The following is a 20,335-nucleotide window of genomic DNA, read 5'->3' on the forward strand; positions in this document are numbered from 1 at the left end:
CCGGCGGCCGGTCACGCGCCGGCCTGGCGGGTGCGCTGGTAGTGGCGGCGGGCCTTCATGCGGTTGCCGCACACAGCCATCGAGCACCAGCGGGCGGTGTTCGGCTTGCTGTGGTCGATGAGGAACCGGCGGCACTCCGGGTTCGCGCACGGCCGCAGCCGGCCGGGGCTCGCGTGGCGCAGCGTGTCCCAGGCCAGCACCGCGCGCGAGGCGGCCGCGCGGCCGGACGCGGTGTCGAGGTCCCACTTGATGCCGCCGTCGTCGAAGACCGCGCGGTAGCTGACGCCGTCGACGAAGGGAGCCAAGGCTTCGGGCTCCGCGTCGCCGCGCACGACGTCCTGCAGCGCCGAGCGCACGTCGACCAGCGCGCGCCACTCCTGCGCGGACGTCGGCTGCCCGTGGGCGGCGAGCCACTCGCGGCCCAGCTCGGCGTCGGCGAGCTCGTCGCGCGGTGTCCCGTCGAGCACCGGGGTGGTGTTCAGCAGGTCGAGCAGCAGCTTCTCGTCGGTCACGGGTTCAGACTAACCGCCAAACTCGGGGTTGACAAGTTAGGCGAACCCTGTTTGAGTTCTAACCAACAAACAATGTGTTAGGAGTTAGACATCATGACCGCAGTTCACCACCGTTACGCGACCGTCGACGGCCGGCAGCTCTTCTACCGCGAGGCCGGGCCCGCCGACGCCCCCGTGGTCGTGCTGCTGCACGGCTTCCCGACCAGCTCGTTCATGTTCCGGAACCTGATCCCGGCGCTGGCCGACCGCTATCACGTGATCGCGCCCGACCACCTCGGTTTCGGTCTGTCCGACGCGCCCTCGGCCGACGAGTTCGGCTACACCTTCGACGCGCTGACGGACCTCACGGCCGGTCTGCTGCGCCAGCTCGACATCACCCGCTACGCGATCTACGTGCAGGACTACGGCGCCCCCATCGGCTGGCGCCTCGCGCTCGCCGACCCGGACGCCATCACCGCGATCATCACGCAGAACGGCAACGCCTACGACGCCGGTTTCGTCGAGGGCTTCTGGAAGGTCGTGTGGGACTACCAGGCCGAGCAGAACGCCGAAACCGAGGCCAACATCCGCGGCGCGCTCAGCCTCGACCTGACGAAGTGGCAGTACGTCACCGGCGTCCCCGACGAGACCCTCGTCAGCCCTGACACCTGGAACCACGACTTCGCCCTGCTTTCGCGCCCGGGCAACGACGAGATCCAGCTCGCGCTCTTCCGCGACTACGCCACCAATCCGCCGATGTACCCCGCCCTGCATGAGTACCTGCGCAAGACCCAGCCGCCCGTCCTCGCGGTCTGGGGCAAGAACGACCCGATCTTCGGCCCGGACGGCGCCACCGCCTTCGCCACCGACGTGCCCAACGCCGAGATCCACCTCCTCGACGGCGGCCACTTCCTCCTGGAAAGCGCCGGCGACGAGGTCGCCACCCACATCCGCGACTTCCTGGGCCGCGTGGCGCCGTCGCGCTGAGCTTCCCCTTGCGGCGGGCCAGTTCCCCCACCGCCACCGGCTTCACTCCAGGTGGCCCGCCCCTTCGCGACGCCATCCCCGTCGCGCAGGGCTCGCGGCCCCGGCGGGCCGGCGCCGGAGCCCGCACTCCGGCCGTCGGCCCGTGTCGGCTTGTGTGCAGAAGCCTTTGTCTGGAAGGAACTTCGCCGTCGGCCATGATGGTGAAGCTGTGGCGCGCCATGTTGGCGTTGCCGAACTGGCGGTGGGCCAGGGTTGCTTCTTCGTTCGTCATGATGCGTGGGGCGCCCGCCGCGTCGGCGAGCAGTTGCATCTGGCAGGCGCGGTCCATGGCGATGAACCACCACGCGGCCTCGGCCACGGACCGGCCGACGGTGAGCAGGCCGTGGTGGCGCAGGATCGCTGCGCGTTGTCCACCAAGACGTGTGGCAATTCGCGCACCTTCTGTCTTCTCCAGCACAAGACCCTTGTACTCGTCGAACAGGACATGATCGCCGTAGAACGCGCAGGATTCCTGGATGATCGGGTCGAGTTCTTTTCCGAGCGCGGCGAACGTGCGGCCGAACACGCTGTGCGCGTGGGCCACCGCCACGCCGTCCGGGCGCGCCCGGTGCACCGAGGAGTGGATCCAGAACGCGGCCTTGTTCGTCCGCCGGGAGCCCTCGGCGACCTTGCCGTCCTCGTCGATGAGCAGCAGGTCGCTGACCTTGACCCGGGAGAAGTGCACTGCGTACGGGTTGCCCCAGAACTGGTCCGGGAACTCGGGATCGCGCACAGTGAGGTGCCCGGCGATGCCCTCGTCGAAGCCGTACCGGGCGAACAGGCGCAACGCCACGGCGAGGTCGAGTTTGCGCGCCGCGCGTTCGGCTTCGATCGTGCCCGCGTCCGTCGGCAGGTCACCCAGGTCGAGCTGGTCGGCGGTCTCCGGTGCTTCGGTGGAAATGCTCACGCTCATCCTCCTCGCTGGGGTGCTGGCTTCTCCCGCTATGCCTACGGTTTGCCTGATGGGCAAATAGCTTCACTTGAGTGGCAAAGTGGGAAGCAGGTGGTGACGGGTTTCGGGGGACTCCGTCACCACCTGCCGGCGAGAGAGCGGAGCAGCGGGGGGAGGGAGAGCGGCTGCTCCGCGGGTCACAGTGTGCTCCCGTCCGGGGGATTTGCCCCGAAAACGGACTGAACGGCCAGTGATGTCTGCCCGGGTGGTCACTCCGTCCTCGGGAACCGGCATCCGTAGCCGTTCGATCAGATCTGGGCGTCGGTCAACGATTTCCCTTGCCGCACAGCGGAATCGCGGCCGAGACCGTGCTATCGGTGGAACATGATCTCGACTCTGGCCGCCGGATGGGCCGACCTCGACAAGCAGCTCATCGCGGGCGAGTGGTGCTGGTCCACCGCTCGCTGTACGAGCGCGGTCCGCTGATCAACGCCAAGCAAGCGGAGGCCCTGCGCCGTCAGGTCGAGGAAGGCATCGCCGCCGGTGCGCGGCCGCTGCTGCGGGGCGAGGTGTCGGGCACGCGCTTCGAACCCGTGGTGCTGGCCGACGTCACCACTGACATGCCCATCGCGCAGGCCGAGCTCTTCGGGCCCGTCGCGCGCCTCATGCCGTTCGACGACGAGGACGAAGCCGCCGCCATCGCCAACGACACGCCGTTCGGGCTCAGCGGCGCCGTCCACACGCGCGACCTGGAGCGCGGCGTGGAGTTCGCCAAGCGCATCGAGATCGGCATGGTCCACGTCAACGACGCCACGATCCACGACGCCACGATCCACGACGAACCCATCGTCGCGTTCGGCGGCGAGAAGCGCTCCGGCCTCGGCCGCCTCAACGGCGAGTGGAGCCTCGCGGAGTTCACCACGCTGAAGTGGATCTCTGTCCACCGTGGACGCCGTGTCTCCCCGTACTGAGCGGGCCCATGTCCGGTGACACGGTAGGGATTCCCACCGCGTCCGGCGACGAGCTGGAGGCCTGGCTCTACCTCCCGGACGGCGCCGGACCACACCCGGTTGTCGTGCTGGCGCACGGCATCGACGCGATCGAGGCCGGCGGCCTCGCCGCGTTCGCGACCCGGTTCCAGCGAGCCGGTTGGCGAGCGTCGTGTTCGACGACCGCGGTTTCGGCGGCTCCGAGGGGCAGCCGCGCGTAGTGCTTTCCGTGTCGCGCCATCGCGAGGACTACCGCACGGCGATCGGCTGGGCGGCGGCGCAACCGATGCTCGACGAGAGCCGCATCGTCGTGTGGGGCACGTCGTTCGCCGGGCGGCACGTGGTCGACCTCGCCGTCACGGACCGGCGGATCGCCGGCGCGATCGCGCCGGCTCCGCTCGTCGACGCGGTCGCGGCCGCGCGGCTCGTACCGGCCGGCCAGTCGCTGCGGCTGTTGGGGCTGGCCGCGCGGGACGTCGTCGGCGGGCTGCTGGGCCGCCGCGGTACGTCCCGGGCGCAGGCGATCCCGGCGGCATCGCGATCGGCACGACACCGGACTCCCGTTTCGGCGAACGCCTGATGACCCCGGACGACGGCACGGTCTGGCGCAACCGGGTCGCCGCGCGGTCGCTGTTCAGCTTCGTGTGGCGCCGCCCGGTGCGGCGCGCGGCGGAGGTGGCCGTGCCGTTGCTGCTGGTGGTTCCCGAACACGATTCGATGGCCCCGATCGGCCCGGTGCTGCGCCTAGCGGCCACCGCGCCGTCGGCCGAGCTGCCCCGCGTGGCGGGCGGCCATTATGACGTCTACGAGGGCGGCGCGAGCTTCGCCGACACGGTCGCCGCGGAGGTCGCCTTCCTGGGCCGCGTCACCGCACGCTGAGCTTCCGCTTCCGCTGCATCACCAGGCGCGCGTGGATCAGCCCGAGGAGCCCCACGTGTGCGAGGACGAGCGCGAACGTCGGGCTGTGCCGTTCCACCGGCAAACAGTCGCCGACTGTGTAGTCCTGCCACTCGATCGCGGGGTCACACGCCGCGCCGGACGGGGTCACGAAGTCCGGGCCTCCGATGACGCCGCGAAACGTGAGGAACACCCCGATGACGATGGCCGCGACGCTGACGATGGCGACGGTGGCGCGTGATGGCACAGACTGCTCCTCGGATCCGCGGGTTGATCAGTCGATCGCGGCATTCGTCTCCTTCGTTACGTTCCGGGCGCTCGGGAGACGGAGCAGTTCGCCGTCGCCGAGGCCGGCAGCATGCCCGCGTTGTCCTCCTGCCGGGCTTCGGCCAGGACGATCTGGGCCCCGGAGTGGAGGACCCGGCCGGGGCCGTGATGGGGCCCGTGTCGGTGCGGATGGCCTTGAGGAAGCGGACGGAGAGGTCCAGTGTGCTCAACTCGCTGCCGCACGGCGCGGTGGTCCACTTGGGATCGTTGACGAAGGCCACGTCGCCCAACCTGCGGGTCGCGGCACTCGCCGCGCGGGGGCCGGTGCTGGAACGCCTGCGGGCCATCCAGGTGGTGGACAGCTTCTTCGTGCCGAGGCCGTTCCAGGAGGCCACTTTGGACCTCGTGGCGGCGCCGTCGTGGCCGCGGCGCCTGCGTGCGCTCGCGTCGGGTCTGCGGGAGCGCCGCGACGCGATGGTGGCCGCGCTCCGGCGGGAGCTGCCTCCGCTCGCCCCTGCGCGGGTGCCGACGGGTGGCCGGTACCTGTGGCTGCGCCTGCCCGCCGGGACGGACGAAACCGCCCTCCTCTCCGCGGCACTGCGTGCCGGGGTGGCGGTGTCGCCCGGCCGTGGATACTTCGCCGCCGAGGCCCCGGCTCCGCACCTGCGGCTGGGGTTCGCCGACACCTCGGGTGCGCCGGAAATCGCAGAAGGTGTTCGCCGTCTCGCAACGGCGTGTGCGAAGTCAAACTTTGAGCAGCGCACGCGCCATCACCATTCGCTGGATCTGGTTGGTGCCCTCGTAGATCTGCGTGATTCTCGCGTCGCGTTTCATGCGTTCGACGGGGAAGCCGCGGGTGTAGCCTGCGCCGCCGAACAGCTGGACGGCGTCGGTGGTCACCTGCATGGCCGCGTCGGAGGCGAAACACCTCGCGCTGCTGGCGAAGAAGGTCTTGTCCGGCTCACCGCGCTCGACCTTCGCGGCGGCCAGGTACACGAGACTGCGGGCGCCCTCGATCTTCGTGGCCATGTGGCGAGCATGAACTGCCCTGGAACTCGGCGATCGTTTTGTCGAACTGTGTGCGTTCTTTGACATACGCGCGTGAAGCATCGAGCGCGCCCTGTGCGATTCCCACAGCTTGGGCGCCGATCGTCGGTCGGATGTGATCGAACGTACGCATCGCGGTTTGAAGCCCGTACCCCGATTCACCGACAATGCGGTCCGCCGGGATGGTGCAGTCGGTGAAGTAGAGCTCGCACGAACAGAAGCTCGCGGCCTCGCCGAAGATCGGCGTCCCGACGATCACCATCGGCAGTGACTTCGACGCCGCCGCCGACGGCAAGGTCTACCGCGACAAGTTCACGGGCAAGTACGAGCACCGCACGTTCGCCGGGATCGGCCACAACGTTCCCCAGGAAGCACCGCAGCCGTTCGCCAAGGCCATCGTGGACGTCGACGAGTTCTGAGGCCTCGGCGGAAGAGGGGCCTGTCCAACGAAAAGTCCGTTCGAGGAGAATTGTGTAGTTCCGCGGCGGGAGTGGTGCTCCAGTCGGTCGGTGACCGGTGTGGGACTCGCCACGAGCGGGCCGGTCGGGAGGCCGGGCTTGCGAAGATCGGCCCCGTGAGCACAGGACTTCTCGCCGCCGAAATACCAAGTCGCCTCGCTCAGTGGCACTCCTGCGCTCGGAGAGCGAACGGTGCCGGCCGGGCCCTGCCGACCACGGCGGTGGCCGGGCATGGCTGAGGAGTTCCGGCTGCGGTCGGTGGCTGTCGCGGTGTACGGGCCCGCCGCGTTGTTCGGGCTGGCCGAAGGGTCGATGCTGCCAGTCGTCGCGCTGAGTGCGATCGACCGCGGGGCCACGACGTCGGTGGCGGCGTTGATCGGGGCGCTGCTCGGGATCGGCTCCCTGATCGCGAACATCCCGGCGGGCATTCTCGCCACGCGGGTCGGTGAGCGGAAGTCGATGTTGGTGGCGGCCGGGGTGACGGCCGCCGGGCTGGTGCTGTGCCTGCTCAACGTCGGCGCGGGGCAGTCCGCGTTGCTGGTCTACGGCGCCGGTGTGCTGCTGATCGGCGCCGCGAGCGCGGTGTACAGCCTCGCACGGCAGTCGTACCTGACCGAAACGGTGCCGCTGCACATGCGGGCGCGGGCGCTGTCGACGCTCGGCGGGACGATGCGCGTCGGGCTGTTCCTGGGTCCGTTCGCCGGGGCCGCGGCGATGCAGGTCTGGGGGCAGCCCGGTGCGTACTACCTGAGCCTCGTCGCGGTGCTCGCGGCCGGGATCGTCGTGTACCGGGTGCCGGACCTGGAGACGACCGAGGAACACCGCGCGGCCGCGGCGGCGATCACGACGTGGGGGATGATCAGGCGGAAGTGGCGGGTGTACGCGACGCTCGGCGTCGGCATCCTTCTGCTGTCGGGGATCCGGCAGACGCGCCAGACCGTGGTTCCCCTGTGGGCAGCCCACCTCGGCCTGTCGCCCACGGTCAGCTCGGTGATCTATGGTTGCGCCGGCGCGATCGACGCGCTGGTCTTCTACCCGGCGGGCAAGGTGATGGACCGGCGCGGCCGCCGGTGGGTCGCCGTCCCTTGCACGTTCGTGCTCGGGGTTTCCTTCGTCCTCATGCCGTTGGCACACGGGCCGGTTCTGCTCGCCCTCGTGGCCATGGTGATGGGTTTGGGCAACGGCCTCGGCTCGGGCATCGTGATGACGCTCGGCGCCGACGTCTCGCCGACCGTCGGCCGCCCGACGCACATCGGCATCTGGAACGAGCTGGCCGACGTCGGGTCCGGCCTCGGCCCGCTGCTGCTGGCCGGGGTGACCGCGCTGGCCGGGCTCGGGCTGGGGATCGTCGTCAGTGGACTGGTCGGCTTCGCAGCGGCCGGGGCGCTGTGGGCCTGGATCCCGAGGACGGTGCACCGGGTGCGAAGAGTCGCCGAGCGGACCTGATCGTCGCCCGGCTCACGCGTCGAACCACGCTGCCCTGTTCACTTCGGGCTATGGCGTGGCCGAAGTTGGAGACAGCAGCGGCTGGTGGAGTGCGTTCCTCGTCGCGGGCGTGGTGCTCGACGTTCGGCCGTCCGAATTCGCACAATCCGTGCGGCAGACCGCACACCCCAGAACCGCTCACGTGCGTAGATTATCGCCGGAAAGATAGAAAACGGGCTGACCGTGATCGAAACCGGTCAGCCCGCTGTCCATTCCGTCCCAACCCGAGGGGAACCCCGCGTCAGAAGCCGGGGAACACCCGGCGCAGGTCGTCGAGCGAGAGGGCACCGTCGACGGTCACGCCGTCGTCGTAGGGGGCCTTCAGCCGGCCGCTGACCAGACGGATGAAGGCTTCGGCCGGGCCGTTGAACGTGGCCGACGGTGACTCGAGGTGGTCCACCACCGTCACGGCTTCGTCGATCACCAGGCCGGCACCAGGGATGGCGACGGACGCCGGCTTCCCCAGCTCGGCTGGCTTTGCCAAGAAGCCCAGCATGAAGCCGATCGGGCCCGCCATCAGGTCGACGAGCACCTCGGCGGAGGCGGCTTCCACGCCGGCCTTCGCGTCGAAAGTCACGCGTACGTCCCACGAGTGGTTGGCCACCTCGTTGAGGCGCATGCCCAGGGCGGTCAGCAGCGAGACCGGCTCGGGCAGGAAGCCGAGGTCGACGGTGAGCGACGAGCGCTGCTCGGGCGTGAGGGCCTCGACGGTCTCGAGCCAGCGGGCGTCGTGCTCCAGGAAACCTTCGGCCTGTGCGCGCGGCGCGGACGCGTCCCAGCGGGCCCAGATCGTCGGGTTGTCTTCGGCCGCCACGGTCTCGCCGGCGGCCCGGGCGATCGGCGCGCGGCCGATCTCCGCGCCACTGCCGAGGTGGGACAGGGCTTGCGCGACGGTCCATTCGGCGGCGCCGCTGGTGGTGGCCAGCTGCTCGTCGGTGAGAGTGTGGACGAGGGCGGCGAGCGTGTCGTGCTCGGTGCGAAGGGCGGTGATCGTGCGGTCCACGAGTTGGCTCATGCCACGCACAACTCCCGAATGGACGGCTGTGTTCCGCCGATCACCGAGCGGCGCACTCCTTTTTCCGCTCGCGGTACGCGCGGATGGCCATCTGGCCGCTGCACGCCATGCTGCAGTAGAGCGCCGAGGAGTTGCGCGTCTTGTCGAGGAACGCGGTGTAGCACGTGTCGTTCTTGCACACCTTCACCCGTGGCCACGCGCCCCGCGAGGCGAGGTCGGCGAATGCGCTGAGCAGGTGTGAGAACGACCGGTCGACGCCGGTGCCCGTCGGGTGCTGCTCGCACCCCTGGGCCGTGACGACCGTGGTCACCGGGAAGCGCAGGGCGGCCCGCTGCAGGTGGGCTTCGGATTCGGCCACCATCGCCACGCCCTCGTCGCAGCCGACGTGCGCGCGCAGGATCCCCAGCAACGCGTCGCGTAGTTCGCGGGCGGTGGCCGCGTCGGCGTCGGTCGCGTCAGCCCGAAGGTCAACGGCGACGACCCGGCCCGCGCCGACGAGATGCGCCCGTACCTCGAAGCTCACCGCGAGCTGCTGCAGTCGCCCGCGCGGCTCGAGGACGTGGACCCGGCCAGTTCGACGGGGTGCTGATCCCGGGCGGCCACGGCCCGATGCAGGCAAGCTCACCGCGTTCACCGACGAGGAGGAGCAGCAGGTCGGCCTCGCGCAGAACGTCCCGTGGCTGCTGGAGGAACGGCTGCGTGGCGCCGGTGCCGAGTACTCCTCGGGCCCGGCCTGGGGTGCGCATGTGGTGGTCGACGGCAACCTGATCACCGGCCAGAACCGGCCTCGGGTGAGCAGGCCGACGAAGCGCTGCTGAAAGCACTGGCCGAGCGCAGCTGAACCCGCGCGGGCGGCTCGCGCGACGAGATCGAGGACGTCGCGGCTTTCGTCGGTGCGCAGATCCGTTAGGTACCAGTGCGAGGAGGCACTCATGCGTCACGACATCGAGTTCGATGCCGAAGGAGCGTTGTTGCGGGGCTGGTTCTACGAGGCCGATGGGGTCACCGGGCCCGCGCCGTGTGTGGTCATGGCGCACGGCTGGAGCTCGACCAAGCGCATGTACCTCGACCGGTTCGCCGAGGTCTTCGCCGACGGCGGGCTGTCGGTGCTGCTCTACGACAACCGCGGCTGGGGTGATTCGGAAGCAGCGCCGGGACAGCCCCGGCACGAGATCGACCCGTGGGTGCAGGTCGGCGACTACCGGCACGGCATCACCCACGCGCAGAACCGGTCCGATGTGGACCCGGACCGCGTCGGCGTGTGGGGCACCAGTTTCTCGGGTGCGCACGCCTATGTCGTCGCGGCGATGGACCGGCGGGTGAAGGCCGTGGTCACGCAGGCGCCGTTCGTCAGCGGCCGGGCGACCTACGCGAACCTCGCGCGGGTCGACAACCAGGTCGTCGGCCCAGACGTGTTCACGGCCGACCGCCGGGCCCGCGCTCGTGGGGAAGCCGCCGCGACGATCCCCGTCATCGGCACTGACCCAGGGCAGCTCGTGGGGCTGCCGACGCGGGACTCGTACGAGTGGTTCACCCACGCTCGAGCCGAGCTGGATCCCGGCTGGCCAACGAGGTCACGCTGCGCAGCCTCGACAACTTCTACTGCTACGAGCCGGCGAAGTACCTGCCGGAGGTCACGCCGACGCCGTTGCTGATGATCGTCGGCAGCGAGGACGGCCTGACGGGCGGCAACCTCGCGGCCGTCGCGTATTCCGGCGCGGCCGAGCCGAAGGACATCGTTTCCTGCCGGGCGGGCATTTCGACGCGTACACGGGCGAGGGCTTCAAGGTCGCTTCGCAGGCGGCGCGGGACTGGTTCGCGAGGCACCTCGCCGCGCGGTGATGTCCGGAAGGTATCACAGCGAGCGGAAGAGGTCTTGGACGTACGCCTCGGCCTCGACGCACAGTTGTTCTGTATCCATTGTGAGCAAAGGGAGTTGTCATGAGGGTTTTCTTGACCGGGGGATCCGGCTACATCGGACAGGCCACGATCGCGGAGCTGGTGAAGCAGGGGCACGCGGTCGACGCGCTGGCCCGCAGTGACCGCGCGGAGGCGACCGTGGTGGCGGTCGGCGCCACGGCGGTCCGCGGCGGTCTCGGCGACCTGGCCGTGCTGAAGGACTCCGCGGCCCGTGCCGACGCCGTGATCCACTTGGCGCAGGCCGAATCGGGCGACGAGGACCTCGCCGCCGCCACGGCGATGCAGGACGGCGTCGGCGCGGGCACCTACGTGCACACTGGCGGCACCTGGGTCTACGGCGACACCGACGGCGTCGCCGACGAGACCGCGCCCTGGAACCCGCCTGCCGCGGTCGCGTGGCGCAAGCCGGTGGAGGACGCCGTGCTGGCCCACGGCGGGCGCCCCGTCATCGTGCAGCCCGGCCTGCTCTACGGCGGCGACAACCGCCTGATCGACGTCTTTTTCGTCCAGCCCGGCAAGAAGAACGGTGCCATCCCCTACCTCGGCGACGGCACCAACCACTGGGCGCTCGTCCACATCGACGACCTCGCCCCGCTGTACGTCGCCGCCCTCGCCGCGCCGGCCGGCTCGGTCTACGTGGGTGTCGGCGGCGTCAACCCGACCGCCAAGCAGGTCGCCGAGGCGTGCGCCCACGCGGCGGGCCTCGCCGGCAGGACGACGTCGATCTCGTTGGCACAGGCGCGGGCCGAGATGGGCCCGATCGCGGACGCGTTCGCTCTCGACCAGCAGCTGACGCCGGCCAAGGCCCAGCGTGAGCTGGGCTGGGGGCCGCGGCACACAGACCCGTTGGCGGTCTTCGCTCAGGGCTGATCCCGGTGACACCGTAAGACAGTTCGTAACTTACTGCGGGCTGGAGGACACGTGGCCGGACGGCGGATGTCGTACGACGAGCGGCACGGCCAGGTGCTCGATACGGCCGCGGCGGTGGTGGGGACGGAAGGGGCCGACGCGCTCACGCTGGCGCGTGTGGCGGAACAAGCGGGCGTGACGAAGCCGATCGTCTACGGGCACTTCGAGACGCGCGCGGGCTGGTGAAGGCGTTGTACCAGCGGGTCGACGAGCAGCAGTCCGAGGCGGTGCGGGTGGCCTTCGACACGAAGGCGCGCACGCTGGAGGAAGCGGCCGCGTTGCTGGCCGAGGCGTACGTCGGCTGTGTGCTGCACATCGGGCAGGAGTACGGCGCGATCACGGCGGCGTTGTCGACGAGTCCGGACATGGCGGAAGTGCTGCACGCCGGGCGTGAGCGTTACGTGGATCTGTATCTCGAAGCGCTGAACCGGTTTGTGCCGGGCGAGCTGGGCCGGGCCGTGCTGTTCGGGTCATCGGCGCGGCGGAAGCACTGTCGCGCGAAGCGATCGCGGGCCGGCTGCCGGGGCCGCAGGCGATCGACGCGGTGGGGCGCATCATCCTGGCCGTGGTCCGGGACAGCTGAAGCCGCCCGCGCGGGTGAGGCGCGGGCGGCCGGTCAGGCTGCGGTTGCGGCGAGTTGCGCGATCGTGTCGGCGACGCGGTCGTAGAGCTCGCGGGGCAGGTGGTGGCCCATCCCGGGGATGATGACCAACCGGGCGCGGGGGATGGTCGACGCGGTGTCCTCGGCGGCCGGGTGGATCAGGGGGTCGTCGGCACCGGGCCCGGATACCGCGACTCGGTGACGACGCCGGCACCGAGCGCGCGCATCGCCTCGCCCAGGGGTGCCGGCGGGAGGTAGTTGCGCACGTCGTTCATCCAGCCGCGGGTGGCGACGTCCAGCGACAGCCACCCGACCTTCACCGACACCTGGCCGTCGCGCAACGCGGGCACGGGCGCGTGGTCCTCGTAGCGCAGCACGCCGTCTTCGAGCGGCCCGGTCGTGGTGGCGGGCCGGGCGGCGAGGACGTAGCGCCGGGTGCGTGACGTTGACATGGGCTTCTCCTCAGAGCGCGGGCGTGGATTCCAACACGGTCAGACCAGGGTTCACCGGCTTGACCGAAACCGCAGGGACCTGGGTTGGATCGCGGCCGCACCCAGGGCGGGAACCCCAGGTCGAGCCGGGGGTGTGTGCCTCGGATTACAGCCGGACGGGAACCAGTTCGCTGATCCGCACGGGCCGCGGCGATGCTCGGGGCCCCACCGCGTAGGAGGGTCTCGCGGCCGAGAGCCGATTCGGCACCGTCGACGGCATGCGCACCCATTGCCTCGAGGGCTCTTCGGCGTGTCCTGGCTCGCACAGCGAGGGCGGGCGCGCCGATTGACTCCCGATCTCCGCTTCTGCTCTACTGTTCAGAGATTAGTTCTGCTCTACAGAGTTTGCGGGTTTGAGGAGAGTCGACGATGACGGATCAGTCCGGCACCCTGTCCGACGTGCGGCGCGGGATGATCCCGGCGCACATCTACAACGACCGGGAGATCTTCGAGCTGGAGCGGGAGCGGGTCTTCGGCCGGGCGTGGCTGTTCGTGGCCCACGAGTCGGAGATCGCCAAGCCCGGGGACTACGTGGTGCGCCGCGTGCTGGACGACTCGTTCATCGTCACGCGCGACGAGAAGGGCGAGATCCGGGCGCACTTCAACATGTGTCTGCACCGCGGGATGCAGGTCTGCCGTGCGGAGATGGGCAACGCGTCGCACTTCCGGTGCCCGTACCACGGCTGGTCCTACCGCAACGACGGCCGGATCGTCGGGTTGCCGTTCCACCAGGAGGCCTACGGCGGCGAGGCCGGGTTCAAGCGCAAGGGCCAGCGGCTGCTGCCGGCGCCCAACCTCGACACCTACAACGGGATGATCTTCATCTCGCTGGACCCGGAAGCCCCGCCGCTGGTGGACTTCCTCGGCGACTTCCGCTTTTACCTGGACTTCTACACCAAGCAGAGCCCCAGCGGCATCGAGCTGCGCGGCCCGCAGCGCTGGCGCGTGAAGGCCAACTGGAAGATCGGCGCCGAGAACTTCGCCGGCGACATGTACCACACCCCGCAGACGCACACGTCGGTCGTGGAGATCGGCCTGTTCCGCGAGCCGAAGGCGGAGAAGCGCAAGGACGGCGCCACCTACTGGGCCGGCAACGGCGGCGGCACCACCTACAAGCTGCCGCCGGGCGGGTTCGACGAGCGCACGCGGTACGTCGGCTACCCGCAGGTGATGGTCGACCGCATGAAGACCACGTTCTCCCAGGCCCAGCAGCAGGTGATCGGCGAGGACGGCTTCATGATCTCCGCCGCGTCGGTGTTCCCGAACCTGTCGTTCGTGCACAACTGGCCGCGCGTCGCGGATTCCGACGACGTGCTGCCGTTCATCTCCGTCCGCCAGTGGCAGCCGATCAGCGAGAACGAGACCGAGGTGCTGTCCTGGTTCGCGGTCGACGCCGAGGCACCCGAGGAGTACAAAGCCCTGTCCTACAAGGCTTACCTGATGTGCTTCGGCTCCACCGGCATGTTCGAGCAGGACGACGTCGAGAACTGGGTCTCGCTCACCAACACCGCGGCCGGCTCGATGGCGCGGCGCCTCAAGCTCAACAGCCGCATGGGCATCCTCGAAGACGACACCGAGGTCGTGCCCGCGCTGACGCCGGAGCAGTTCCACGGCCCGGGCGTCGCGCACACCGGCTACGGCGAGTACAACCAGCGCGAGCTGCTCAACCGCTGGGCCGACTACCTCGAACAGCCGGCGAAATCGGCCACGGCCCTGGAAGTCGGCGCGCCGGCCGAGACCGCCGAGGCGGTGCAGGCATGACCACCGAAACGCACTCCAGCCGCTCCGCGCTCGGCGGCCACGCGTCGAGGATCCAGCGCACCGGCCGGCCGCTGCCGTTCGACGACACCCGCCACCTGCAGGCCCACCAGTGGCTGGTCGACGAGGCGTGGCTGCTTGACGCGCAGGACTACGAGCAGTGGCTGACCACGCTCACCGAGGACATCCACTACCTGATGCCGGTGCGCGTCACCACCGCGCTGGGGGCGGGGTTCGACACCGCGCCGGGCATGGCGCACTTCGACGAGGACAAGTACTCGCTGTCGCGGCGCGTCGCGCGGTTCATGACCGAGCACGCCTGGACCGAAGACCCGCCTTCGCGCCTGCGCCACCACCTGTCCAACGTGCGCACCTTCGCGACCGAAGACGACAACCACCTCGTCGTCGAATCCGCGACGCTGCTGTTCCGCAGCCGCGGCGACGTGCTGGCCGGCTCGATCGTCTCCGCCGGCCGCGAGGACCTGCTGCGCCGCAGCCCCGACGGCTGGCAGCTCGCGCGGCGCACGATCCTCGTCGACGATTCGGTGATCCGCATGCAGAACCTGGCGATCTTCCTGTGAACCTCTCCTGGGAAGGCGAGGCCGAGGACGCCCGCGCGGCGGCCGCGGCCGCCGCGGAACACGACGAACTGGTCGCCCACACGACGGGCGAGGTGATCCGGCTCGGCAACGAGTTCGCCGAGATCATGGTGCGGCGCGTCGACACGCGCAACGGGGCCCGGTTGCTGATCGAGTCGCCGAAGTCGGGCCAGTGGGTGTCGTTGTGCCCGCTGGAGCTGGAGGCGCTGACCTGGCAGAACACCGAGACGTTCTCCGCCATGATCGGCCACCCGTTCGGCCCGCTCGTGGCCGCTGAAGCCACGAACCCGGAGGAAGACCGATGACGGGCTGGCTGGAGGGCCGGCGCGCGCTGATCGTCGGCGCCGGTTCGGGCATCGGCCGCGCGGTGGTCGACGCGTTCCGCTCGGAAGGCGCCCGGGTTGCCGTGCTCGAACGCGACGCGGCCAAGGCGGCCGCGCTCGAAGCCGAGGCCCCGGACGTACCTGTCACGGTCGGCGACGCGACCACGCGAGCGGCCAACGACACCGCCGTGGCCGCCGCTGTCGCCGCGTTCGGCGGCCTCGACGTGCTCGTCAACTGCGTCGGCGTGTTCGACTTCTACCGCAGCATCGAGGACCTCGACGCCGCCGTGCTCGACGACGCGTTCGACGAGATGTTCCGCACCAACGTCAAGAGCCACCTGCACTCGGTGAAGGCCGCGCTGCCGGAGCTGAAGCGTTCGGGCCACGGCGTGGTGCTGCTGACCGAGTCGACGTCGTCGTACTACCCGGGCCGCGGCGGCGTGCTGTACCTGTCGTCGAAGTTCGCGGTGCGCGGGCTCGTCACCGCGCTCGCGCACGACCTCGCGCCGGAGATCCGCGTGAACGGCGTCGCGCCCGGCGGGACGCTGGGCACCGACCTGCGCGGCCTGCCCAGCCTCGGCACCGCCGAGCGCAGTCTCGGCGACGCGCCGCGGCGGGCCGAGGAGCTCGCCGCCCGCGTGCCGCTGCACGTGGCGCTCAGCGGCGAGGACCACGCGTGGAGCTACGTGTTCCTCGCCTCCGACCGCGCCCGCGGCATCACCGGTCAGGCCGTCCACCCCGACGGCGGCATCGGTGTTTCCGCGCCCCGCAAGCGATCCTGAACCCGAAACGGAAAGACCGATGGCCAAGCTCACCGCCGACACCGACCTCTGCCAGGGCTACGGTAACTGCCTCACCACCGCCGCCGACGTCTACGACATCGACGACGACGGCAAAGTCGTCCTGCTGATCGAAACCATCCCCGACGCCGATCGCGCCCGCGTCGAAGCGGCCGCGCGCAGCTGCCCGGTCAAGGCGCTGGGGGTGGTCGACGGATGAGCACGGTCGTGATCGTCGGCGCGTCGGTGGGCGGCGTCCGCACGGCGCAGGCGCTGCGGGCGCAGGGCCACGACGGCCGGATCGTGCTCGTCGGGGCCGAGCCGCATGTACCGTACGACAAACCGCCGCTGTCCAAGCAGTTCCTCGCCGGTGCGTGGGAGCACGACCGGCTGGCGCTGCTCACGGAGGAGGAAGCCGCCGCCGACCGCATCGAGCTGCGGCTCGGGGTCGCGGCGACGGGCCTCGACGCGGCCGCGCGCAGTGTCGAGCTGGCCGACGGGACGACCCTCGGCTACGACACCCTGGTGATCGCCACCGGCGCCACCGCGCGGCCGTCGCCGTGGGCCGCCGAATCCGGGGTGCACGTGCTCCGGACCCTCGCCGACGGCACGGGCCTGCGGGACGCGCTCGCCGAACCGGGGCCGCTCGTGGTCGTCGGCGGCGGGTTCATCGGCGCCGAGGTCGCGGCCACCGCCCACGCCGCCGGCCGGGTGGTCACGGTCGTCGACCCCCTGCCGTCGCCGATCGCACGCGTGCTCGGTGACGAGGTGGGCCGGCTGGTCGGCGACGTCCACCGGCGCCACGGCGTCGAGACGCGCTTCGGCACCGGCGTCCGGGCGGTGTCCGGCCACGTGGGCGCGCTCGAGGTCACGCTCACCGACGGAACGGTGTTGCCCGCGGGCACGGTGGTCGTCGGCATCGGCGCGGTGCCGGCGGTCGAGTGGCTCGCCGATTCGGGGCTGGAGCTGGACAACGGCCTCGTGTGCGACGAGTTCTGCCACGCCACCGGGCACCCGGAGATCTTCGGCGTCGGCGACGTCGCCCGCTGGTTCCACGCCGGTCACGGCGAACACGTGCGCGTCGAGCACTGGACCAACGCCGTCGAGCAGGCGGCGTGCGTGGCGCACAACGTCGTCCACCCGGAGGAGCCGGTGTTGTACCGCCCGACCGAATACGCGTGGAGCGACCAGTACGACTGGAAGATCCAGATCGCCGGACGGCCGAACCGGGCGACCGGCTTCGAGCTGGCGGGTGATCCCACCACCGACCCACCGCGGTTCGGCGCGCTCTACCGCGACGAAGCCGGCCGGCTTTCCGCGGCCGTCACGGTGAACTGGCCGAAGCTGCTCGTCGCCGCGCGCCGTCTCATCACCGCCGGCACCCCCTACGAGGAAGGACTTTCCGTGCTGGACAAGCTGATCGCCCCGGTGAGCGCTGCATGACCGAGTTCCCGCAGGAACGGCAGCTCGTCTCCGACGCCTGCCGCGTGCTCGCGGCCCGCGGGCTGGCGGAAGGGTTCCTTGGCCACGTTTCCCTGCGCGTCGACGACAGCCGCCTGCTCGTGCGCTGCCGCGGGCAGCAGGAACGGGGGCTGGCGTGGACGTCACCCGAGGACATCCGGCTGGTCGACCTCGACGGCGCGGCCGCGGCGGCCGGTGAGCTCGACGGCTGGTCGGTCCCCAACGAGCTGCCGCTGCACACCGAGGTGCTGCGGACCGACCCCGAGGTGAAGGCCGTGGTGCACGCGCACCCGCCTTCGGTCGTCGCGGCGGACCTGGCGGGGCTGGCGATCCGGCCCATCGTCGGCGCCTACGACATCCCCGGCGCGAAGCTCGCGGCCGGCGGCGTGCCCGTGTACCCGCGTGGGGTCCTGGTCCGCAACCGCACGCTGGCGCAGGAAATGGTGGCGGCGATGGCCGGCCGGCCGGTCGTGCTGCTGCGCGGGCACGGGCTCACGAGCAGCGGCGGTTCGGTGCAGGAAGCCGTGCTGCGCGCGCTGTCCGTGGACACGCTCGCGCGGATGGCGCTGGCCGTGGTGAGTGCCGGCGGCCGGCTCGTCGACCTGCCGCCCGAGGATCTGGCGGAGCTGCCCGATCTGGGGCCGGCCTTCAACGAGGGCGTGGCCTGGCGCCACGAGCTCGCCCGGCTCGGCTAGTGCAGCAGCGGCGTGGCTTCGGCGACCGTCTCCTTGAGACGTTCGCCGATCTGCCGGACCTCGGCGCGCGACAGCCGCCCGACCGGCAGCGAGACGTTCAGCGCGAGCCGCGCGGGGAGGTTCCCGGCGGGGAAGGCGACGGCGACCGACGCCACGCCTTCCTCGCTCTCCTCGCTGCTGGTCGCGTATCCGCGCCTGCGCACGTTCTCGATCTCCAGCTCCAGCTCGGCGCGGGTGCCGATCGAGTTCGGCGTGAGCGTCTCCAGCTGCTCGTCCGGGTACATCCGGTGCAGGTCCTCGGTGGACAGCTCGGCGAGCAGCGCCTTGCCGGTCGAGGTGCAGTTGGCGGGCATCGCCTGACCCAGCCGCGAGGCCACCCGGACCGCGCGCGGGCTTTCGACGGCCTCGATGAACCGCACCGTGGTGCCGTCGAGGATCGCGAGGTGCACGGTCTCGGCGAACTCGTTGTTGAGCTTCTCCAGGAACGGCCGCAGTGCCTCGCGCACGTCGAACCGCTGCAGGATCGCGAAGGCGACGGCCGTGAGCGAAGTGCCTGGCCGGTACGTCTTCGTCCGCGCGTCCTGCCGGATGAAGCCGCGGTACTGCAGCATCGCCAGCAGCCGGTGCGCGGTGGACGAGGCGACACCCAGGTACTCGGCGACGTCCGTCATCCGCAGCTCGGGGCGATCCCCCAGCAGCAGAAGGATCCGAAGCGCCTTGTCGACCGAGTCGATCGGGTACTGCGGTGCGGGCGAGTGCGCGCCGGCGGGGTCGAGAGCGGGCTTCTTCATAGCAGAATCGTACGGCAAGCGGCGAACCCGGCGGGTCCCGGTGATCACCGCGCCGCGGGTGGCTCGCGCCAGGAACCCGTGCCCGGCAGCCAAGAACTCGAGAACGAATCGCGTTTGTGCGGCACGGAAAACGCGGTCCGCAACCGTTCCGAAACGCTGGGAAAGCACGGCGAACCTGTGCCTTGACCCGGTTGTCAACCTCTGTTAGACAGAGCGCACTTCTTCATCGCAGAAGACTGGTGAACCATGACCGTTGCTGTTCAGTTCTCCCCGCCGCCGAGACCGTCCCCACCACGGTGCCGCTTCGGCTTCGTGTTCGCGGCTCTCGCACTCGCCACGGCCGGCTGCTCCGCTTCAGCCGCTTCCGACGACTCCGTCTACACCCTGGGCCTCATCACCAGCCAGACCGGCACCGGCAGCCAGCTCGGCGTCGGCGAGCTGCAGGGCGCGCAGCTGGCGGTGGACCAGATCAACGCGCGCGGCGGCGTCAACGGCAAGCAGTTGCGACTGCGCACCGCCGACGACCAGAGCAATCCCGCGCAGGCCGTGCTGCAGACGCGCAAGATGCTCGGCAGCGTCGACGCGCTCGTCGGGCCGTCGCTGTCGGGTCCCTGCCAGGCCGTGATCCCGCTGGCGTCCAGCGCGCAACTGATCGACTACTGCCTTTCCCCCGGGGTGAAGCCGAAACCGGGCTCGTACCAGTGGTCGGCCAGCGCGCCGACCGACACGCTCGCCGAGCGGCTGCTGGCGTACTGGAAGAGCCAGGGCATCACGCGCGTCGGGCTCATCTACACCACCGACGCGAGCGGCCTCGACGGCGCGCACGCGATCCAGTCGGCCGCCGCGCACACAGGCGTTTCCGTGGTGGGACAGGCCAGCTACAGCCCCACCGCGGTGTCGGTGACCTCGCAGCTGCAGGCCACCAGCTCGGGCAAGCCGCAGGCGCTCGTGGTGTGGAGCAGTGGCGCGGCCGCGGGTGTCGCGTTCAAGGGCATCGACCAGATGGGACTCAAGCTCCCGGTCGCGACCACCGACGGCAATCTCACCTATGCGTTCCTGCGCCGCATCGCCGACTACACACCGGACACGCTGCTCATCCCGGCGACCCGTGACTTCTGGTGGCAGCAGCAGAATCCGGGCACCCAGGTGCAGCAGCTGGAACGCGGCTACCACGACGAGTTCCGCGCCCGCTACGGCGCCGACCCCGACTTCGGCCCCGGCGTCGCCTACGACGGAGTGCTGCTCGTCGCGCAGGCACTGGAGAAGGCCCACGGCAATGTCGCCGGAACCCGTGACGCGCTGGAGAGCCTGCGCGGGGTCCCGGGTGTCGTCGGCACGTATTCGTTCGCTCCGGACAACCACCGCGGGATCGGCGCCGACGACGTCGGCATCGTGCGCGCGAGCGGTGGCCGGCTGACCTTCGTGGGGAGATGAGCACGGC

25 protein-coding genes and 3 pseudogenes are annotated in these 20,335 nt (G+C 70.5%); 19 read left to right on the forward strand and 9 right to left on the reverse strand.

Annotated features, from left to right (window positions below; genetic code table 11):
• Positions 1 to 11: 11 nt before the first annotated feature.
• Positions 12 to 512 (reverse strand): CGNR zinc finger domain-containing protein, encoded by a 501-nt coding sequence (locus tag QRX50_RS19135; RefSeq protein ID WP_285973304.1) that lies wholly within the window; start codon positions 510 to 512, stop codon positions 12 to 14.
• 93 nt (positions 513 to 605) lie between these two features.
• Here QRX50_RS19135 and QRX50_RS19140 point away from each other — a divergent pair, with 93 nt between their 5' ends.
• Positions 606 to 1,478, forward strand: a complete 873-nt coding sequence (locus tag QRX50_RS19140) for an alpha/beta fold hydrolase (protein ID WP_285973305.1) — start codon at positions 606 to 608, stop codon at positions 1,476 to 1,478.
• A gap of 247 nt (positions 1,479 to 1,725) precedes the next feature.
• Here QRX50_RS19140 and QRX50_RS19145 read toward each other — a convergent pair.
• Positions 1,726 to 2,430, reverse strand: a pseudogene (locus tag QRX50_RS19145) (class II aldolase/adducin family protein); the annotation flags it as partial.
• A gap of 422 nt (positions 2,431 to 2,852) precedes the next feature.
• On the opposite strand from QRX50_RS19145, the gene QRX50_RS19150 reads away from it, so the two are divergent.
• Genes QRX50_RS19150 through QRX50_RS19165 form a run of 4 tightly spaced genes read left to right on the forward strand, consistent with a single transcriptional unit; the run spans position 2,853 to position 4,277 of the window.
• Complete coding sequence (locus QRX50_RS19150; protein WP_285973306.1) at positions 2,853 to 3,380, forward strand: aldehyde dehydrogenase family protein; 528 nt, start codon at positions 2,853 to 2,855, stop codon at positions 3,378 to 3,380.
• Between the two features lie 8 nt (positions 3,381 to 3,388).
• Positions 3,389 to 3,619: an alpha/beta hydrolase family protein gene (locus QRX50_RS19155; protein WP_285973307.1), complete on the forward strand. Its 231-nt coding sequence runs from the start codon at positions 3,389 to 3,391 to the stop codon at positions 3,617 to 3,619.
• On the forward strand, positions 3,619 to 3,978 hold the full coding sequence (locus QRX50_RS19160) for an alpha/beta hydrolase family protein (protein ID WP_285974501.1): 360 nt from the start codon (positions 3,619 to 3,621) through the stop codon (positions 3,976 to 3,978). Before QRX50_RS19155 ends, QRX50_RS19160 begins: the two co-directional genes overlap by 1 nt.
• Positions 3,978 to 4,277: an alpha/beta fold hydrolase family protein gene (locus tag QRX50_RS19165; protein ID WP_285973308.1), complete on the forward strand. Its 300-nt coding sequence runs from the start codon at positions 3,978 to 3,980 to the stop codon at positions 4,275 to 4,277. Before QRX50_RS19160 ends, QRX50_RS19165 begins: the two co-directional genes overlap by 1 nt.
• Here QRX50_RS19165 and QRX50_RS19170 read toward each other — a convergent pair.
• From QRX50_RS19170 to QRX50_RS50330, 3 genes and pseudogenes are all read right to left on the reverse strand, one after another.
• Positions 4,264 to 4,542, reverse strand: a complete 279-nt coding sequence (locus QRX50_RS19170; RefSeq protein ID WP_285973309.1) for a hypothetical protein — start codon at positions 4,540 to 4,542, stop codon at positions 4,264 to 4,266. The genes QRX50_RS19165 and QRX50_RS19170 overlap by 14 nt on opposite strands.
• Positions 4,543 to 5,306: 764 nt before the next feature.
• Positions 5,307 to 5,672 (reverse strand): acyl-CoA dehydrogenase family protein, encoded by a 366-nt coding sequence (locus QRX50_RS19175; RefSeq protein ID WP_434533287.1) that lies wholly within the window; start codon positions 5,670 to 5,672, stop codon positions 5,307 to 5,309.
• Positions 5,668 to 5,871: pseudogene (locus QRX50_RS50330) on the reverse strand (hypothetical protein); the annotation flags it as partial. The pseudogene QRX50_RS50330 and the gene QRX50_RS19175, both read right to left, overlap by 5 nt.
• On the opposite strand from QRX50_RS50330, the pseudogene QRX50_RS50335 reads away from it, so the two are divergent.
• Positions 5,822 to 6,028 (forward strand): annotated as a pseudogene (locus tag QRX50_RS50335) (alpha/beta fold hydrolase); the annotation flags it as partial. The pseudogenes QRX50_RS50330 and QRX50_RS50335 overlap by 50 nt on opposite strands.
• Before the next feature lie 270 nt (positions 6,029 to 6,298).
• Positions 6,299 to 7,513 carry an MFS transporter gene (locus tag QRX50_RS19180; protein WP_285973310.1) on the forward strand — a complete coding sequence of 405 codons (1,215 nt, stop codon included), beginning with the start codon at positions 6,299 to 6,301 and terminating at the stop codon, positions 7,511 to 7,513.
• Between the two features lie 280 nt (positions 7,514 to 7,793).
• On the opposite strand, the gene QRX50_RS19185 is transcribed toward QRX50_RS19180, so the two are convergent.
• Complete coding sequence (locus QRX50_RS19185; RefSeq protein WP_285973311.1) at positions 7,794 to 8,567, reverse strand: maleylpyruvate isomerase family mycothiol-dependent enzyme; 774 nt, start codon at positions 8,565 to 8,567, stop codon at positions 7,794 to 7,796.
• Between the two features lie 40 nt (positions 8,568 to 8,607).
• Positions 8,608 to 9,090, reverse strand: a complete 483-nt coding sequence (locus QRX50_RS19190) for a CGNR zinc finger domain-containing protein (RefSeq protein WP_285973312.1) — start codon at positions 9,088 to 9,090, stop codon at positions 8,608 to 8,610.
• A 409-nt stretch (positions 9,091 to 9,499) separates the two neighbouring features.
• On the opposite strand from QRX50_RS19190, the gene QRX50_RS19195 reads away from it, so the two are divergent.
• The 4 genes from QRX50_RS19195 (at position 9,500) to QRX50_RS19210 (ending at position 12,064) form a co-directional block, all read left to right on the forward strand.
• Positions 9,500 to 10,222, forward strand: a complete 723-nt coding sequence (locus QRX50_RS19195; RefSeq protein ID WP_285973313.1) for an alpha/beta hydrolase — start codon at positions 9,500 to 9,502, stop codon at positions 10,220 to 10,222.
• Positions 10,223 to 10,508: 286 nt separating this feature from the next.
• The gene (locus QRX50_RS19200) at positions 10,509 to 11,357 is read left to right on the forward strand and encodes an NAD-dependent epimerase/dehydratase family protein (protein ID WP_285973314.1); all 849 of its coding nucleotides are present in this window, start codon (positions 10,509 to 10,511) and stop codon (positions 11,355 to 11,357) included.
• 66 nt (positions 11,358 to 11,423) lie between these two features.
• A complete protein-coding gene (locus tag QRX50_RS19205; protein WP_285973315.1) occupies positions 11,424 to 11,582 on the forward strand; it encodes a helix-turn-helix domain-containing protein in 159 nt (52 codons plus the stop codon).
• Positions 11,583 to 11,587: 5 nt separating this feature from the next.
• On the forward strand, positions 11,588 to 12,064 hold the full coding sequence (locus QRX50_RS19210; RefSeq protein WP_285973316.1) for a hypothetical protein: 477 nt from the start codon (positions 11,588 to 11,590) through the stop codon (positions 12,062 to 12,064).
• A 91-nt stretch (positions 12,065 to 12,155) separates the two neighbouring features.
• Here QRX50_RS19210 and QRX50_RS19215 read toward each other — a convergent pair whose 3' ends face one another.
• Positions 12,156 to 12,449, reverse strand: coding sequence for an MDR/zinc-dependent alcohol dehydrogenase-like family protein (locus QRX50_RS19215; protein WP_285973317.1), 294 nt, complete (start codon positions 12,447 to 12,449; stop codon positions 12,156 to 12,158).
• A 408-nt stretch (positions 12,450 to 12,857) separates the two neighbouring features.
• On the opposite strand from QRX50_RS19215, the gene QRX50_RS19220 reads away from it, so the two are divergent.
• Genes QRX50_RS19220 through phtC form a run of 7 tightly spaced genes read left to right on the forward strand, consistent with a single transcriptional unit; the run spans position 12,858 to position 18,103 of the window.
• Positions 12,858 to 14,249, forward strand: coding sequence for a Rieske 2Fe-2S domain-containing protein (locus tag QRX50_RS19220; protein WP_285973318.1), 1,392 nt, complete (start codon positions 12,858 to 12,860; stop codon positions 14,247 to 14,249).
• The gene (locus QRX50_RS19225; protein ID WP_285973319.1) at positions 14,246 to 14,827 is read left to right on the forward strand and encodes a 3-phenylpropionate/cinnamic acid dioxygenase subunit beta; all 582 of its coding nucleotides are present in this window, start codon (positions 14,246 to 14,248) and stop codon (positions 14,825 to 14,827) included. Before QRX50_RS19220 ends, QRX50_RS19225 begins: the two co-directional genes overlap by 4 nt.
• Positions 14,824 to 15,150 (forward strand): hypothetical protein, encoded by a 327-nt coding sequence (locus tag QRX50_RS19230; RefSeq protein WP_285973320.1) that lies wholly within the window; start codon positions 14,824 to 14,826, stop codon positions 15,148 to 15,150. The genes QRX50_RS19225 and QRX50_RS19230 overlap by 4 nt, the downstream gene beginning before the upstream one ends.
• Positions 15,147 to 15,950, forward strand: coding sequence for a 3-(cis-5,6-dihydroxycyclohexa-1,3-dien-1-yl)propanoate dehydrogenase (gene hcaB, locus QRX50_RS19235; protein WP_285973321.1), 804 nt, complete (start codon positions 15,147 to 15,149; stop codon positions 15,948 to 15,950). The genes QRX50_RS19230 and hcaB overlap by 4 nt, the downstream gene beginning before the upstream one ends.
• 19 nt (positions 15,951 to 15,969) lie before the next feature.
• The gene (locus QRX50_RS19240; protein ID WP_285973322.1) at positions 15,970 to 16,167 is read left to right on the forward strand and encodes a ferredoxin; all 198 of its coding nucleotides are present in this window, start codon (positions 15,970 to 15,972) and stop codon (positions 16,165 to 16,167) included.
• Entirely contained in the window at positions 16,164 to 17,390 is a 1,227-nt protein-coding gene (locus tag QRX50_RS19245; RefSeq protein ID WP_285973323.1) for an NAD(P)/FAD-dependent oxidoreductase, read from the forward strand. The genes QRX50_RS19240 and QRX50_RS19245 overlap by 4 nt, the downstream gene beginning before the upstream one ends.
• Complete coding sequence (gene phtC / locus QRX50_RS19250; protein ID WP_285973324.1) at positions 17,387 to 18,103, forward strand: 3,4-dihydroxyphthalate decarboxylase; 717 nt, start codon at positions 17,387 to 17,389, stop codon at positions 18,101 to 18,103. The genes QRX50_RS19245 and phtC overlap by 4 nt, the downstream gene beginning before the upstream one ends.
• On the opposite strand, the gene QRX50_RS19255 is transcribed toward phtC, so the two are convergent.
• Positions 18,100 to 18,894, reverse strand: a complete 795-nt coding sequence (locus QRX50_RS19255; protein ID WP_285973325.1) for an IclR family transcriptional regulator — start codon at positions 18,892 to 18,894, stop codon at positions 18,100 to 18,102. The two genes, phtC and QRX50_RS19255, sit on opposite strands and share 4 nt — an antisense overlap.
• A 246-nt stretch (positions 18,895 to 19,140) precedes the next feature.
• On the opposite strand from QRX50_RS19255, the gene QRX50_RS19260 reads away from it, so the two are divergent.
• Positions 19,141 to 20,328 carry an ABC transporter substrate-binding protein gene (locus QRX50_RS19260; RefSeq protein ID WP_285973326.1) on the forward strand — a complete coding sequence of 396 codons (1,188 nt, stop codon included), beginning with the start codon at positions 19,141 to 19,143 and terminating at the stop codon, positions 20,326 to 20,328.
• Positions 20,329 to 20,335 lie beyond the last annotated feature (7 nt).

Origin of the sequence: Amycolatopsis sp. 2-15 (genome assembly GCF_030285625.1) — a bacterium.
GTDB lineage: Bacteria > Actinomycetota > Actinomycetes > Mycobacteriales > Pseudonocardiaceae > Amycolatopsis > Amycolatopsis carbonis.

What these genes read in the sequence shown, in the direction of transcription:
- QRX50_RS19140 (WP_285973305.1), top strand. Translation starts at nt 606, where the DNA reads ATGACCGCAGTTCACCACCGTTACGCGACCGTCGACGGCCGGCAGCTC.
- QRX50_RS19155 (WP_285973307.1), top strand. Translation starts at nt 3,389, where the DNA reads ATGTCCGGTGACACGGTAGGGATTCCCACCGCGTCCGGCGACGAGCTG.
- QRX50_RS19165 (WP_285973308.1), top strand. Translation starts at nt 3,978, where the DNA reads ATGACCCCGGACGACGGCACGGTCTGGCGCAACCGGGTCGCCGCGCGG.
- QRX50_RS19175 (WP_434533287.1), bottom strand. Translation starts at nt 5,672, where the DNA reads ATGCTTCACGCGCGTATGTCAAAGAACGCACACAGTTCGACAAAACGA.
- QRX50_RS19180 (WP_285973310.1), top strand. Translation starts at nt 6,299, where the DNA reads ATGGCTGAGGAGTTCCGGCTGCGGTCGGTGGCTGTCGCGGTGTACGGG.
- QRX50_RS19185 (WP_285973311.1), bottom strand. Translation starts at nt 8,567, where the DNA reads ATGAGCCAACTCGTGGACCGCACGATCACCGCCCTTCGCACCGAGCAC.
- QRX50_RS19195 (WP_285973313.1), top strand. Translation starts at nt 9,500, where the DNA reads ATGCGTCACGACATCGAGTTCGATGCCGAAGGAGCGTTGTTGCGGGGC.
- QRX50_RS19200 (WP_285973314.1), top strand. Translation starts at nt 10,509, where the DNA reads ATGAGGGTTTTCTTGACCGGGGGATCCGGCTACATCGGACAGGCCACG.
- QRX50_RS19205 (WP_285973315.1), top strand. Translation starts at nt 11,424, where the DNA reads ATGTCGTACGACGAGCGGCACGGCCAGGTGCTCGATACGGCCGCGGCG.
- QRX50_RS19215 (WP_285973317.1), bottom strand. Translation starts at nt 12,449, where the DNA reads ATGTCAACGTCACGCACCCGGCGCTACGTCCTCGCCGCCCGGCCCGCC.
- QRX50_RS19220 (WP_285973318.1), top strand. Translation starts at nt 12,858, where the DNA reads ATGACGGATCAGTCCGGCACCCTGTCCGACGTGCGGCGCGGGATGATC.
- QRX50_RS19225 (WP_285973319.1), top strand. Translation starts at nt 14,246, where the DNA reads ATGACCACCGAAACGCACTCCAGCCGCTCCGCGCTCGGCGGCCACGCG.
- hcaB (WP_285973321.1), top strand. Translation starts at nt 15,147, where the DNA reads ATGACGGGCTGGCTGGAGGGCCGGCGCGCGCTGATCGTCGGCGCCGGT.
- QRX50_RS19240 (WP_285973322.1), top strand. Translation starts at nt 15,970, where the DNA reads ATGGCCAAGCTCACCGCCGACACCGACCTCTGCCAGGGCTACGGTAAC.
- QRX50_RS19245 (WP_285973323.1), top strand. Translation starts at nt 16,164, where the DNA reads ATGAGCACGGTCGTGATCGTCGGCGCGTCGGTGGGCGGCGTCCGCACG.
- phtC (WP_285973324.1), top strand. Translation starts at nt 17,387, where the DNA reads ATGACCGAGTTCCCGCAGGAACGGCAGCTCGTCTCCGACGCCTGCCGC.
- QRX50_RS19255 (WP_285973325.1), bottom strand. Translation starts at nt 18,894, where the DNA reads ATGAAGAAGCCCGCTCTCGACCCCGCCGGCGCGCACTCGCCCGCACCG.
- QRX50_RS19260 (WP_285973326.1), top strand. Translation starts at nt 19,141, where the DNA reads ATGACCGTTGCTGTTCAGTTCTCCCCGCCGCCGAGACCGTCCCCACCA.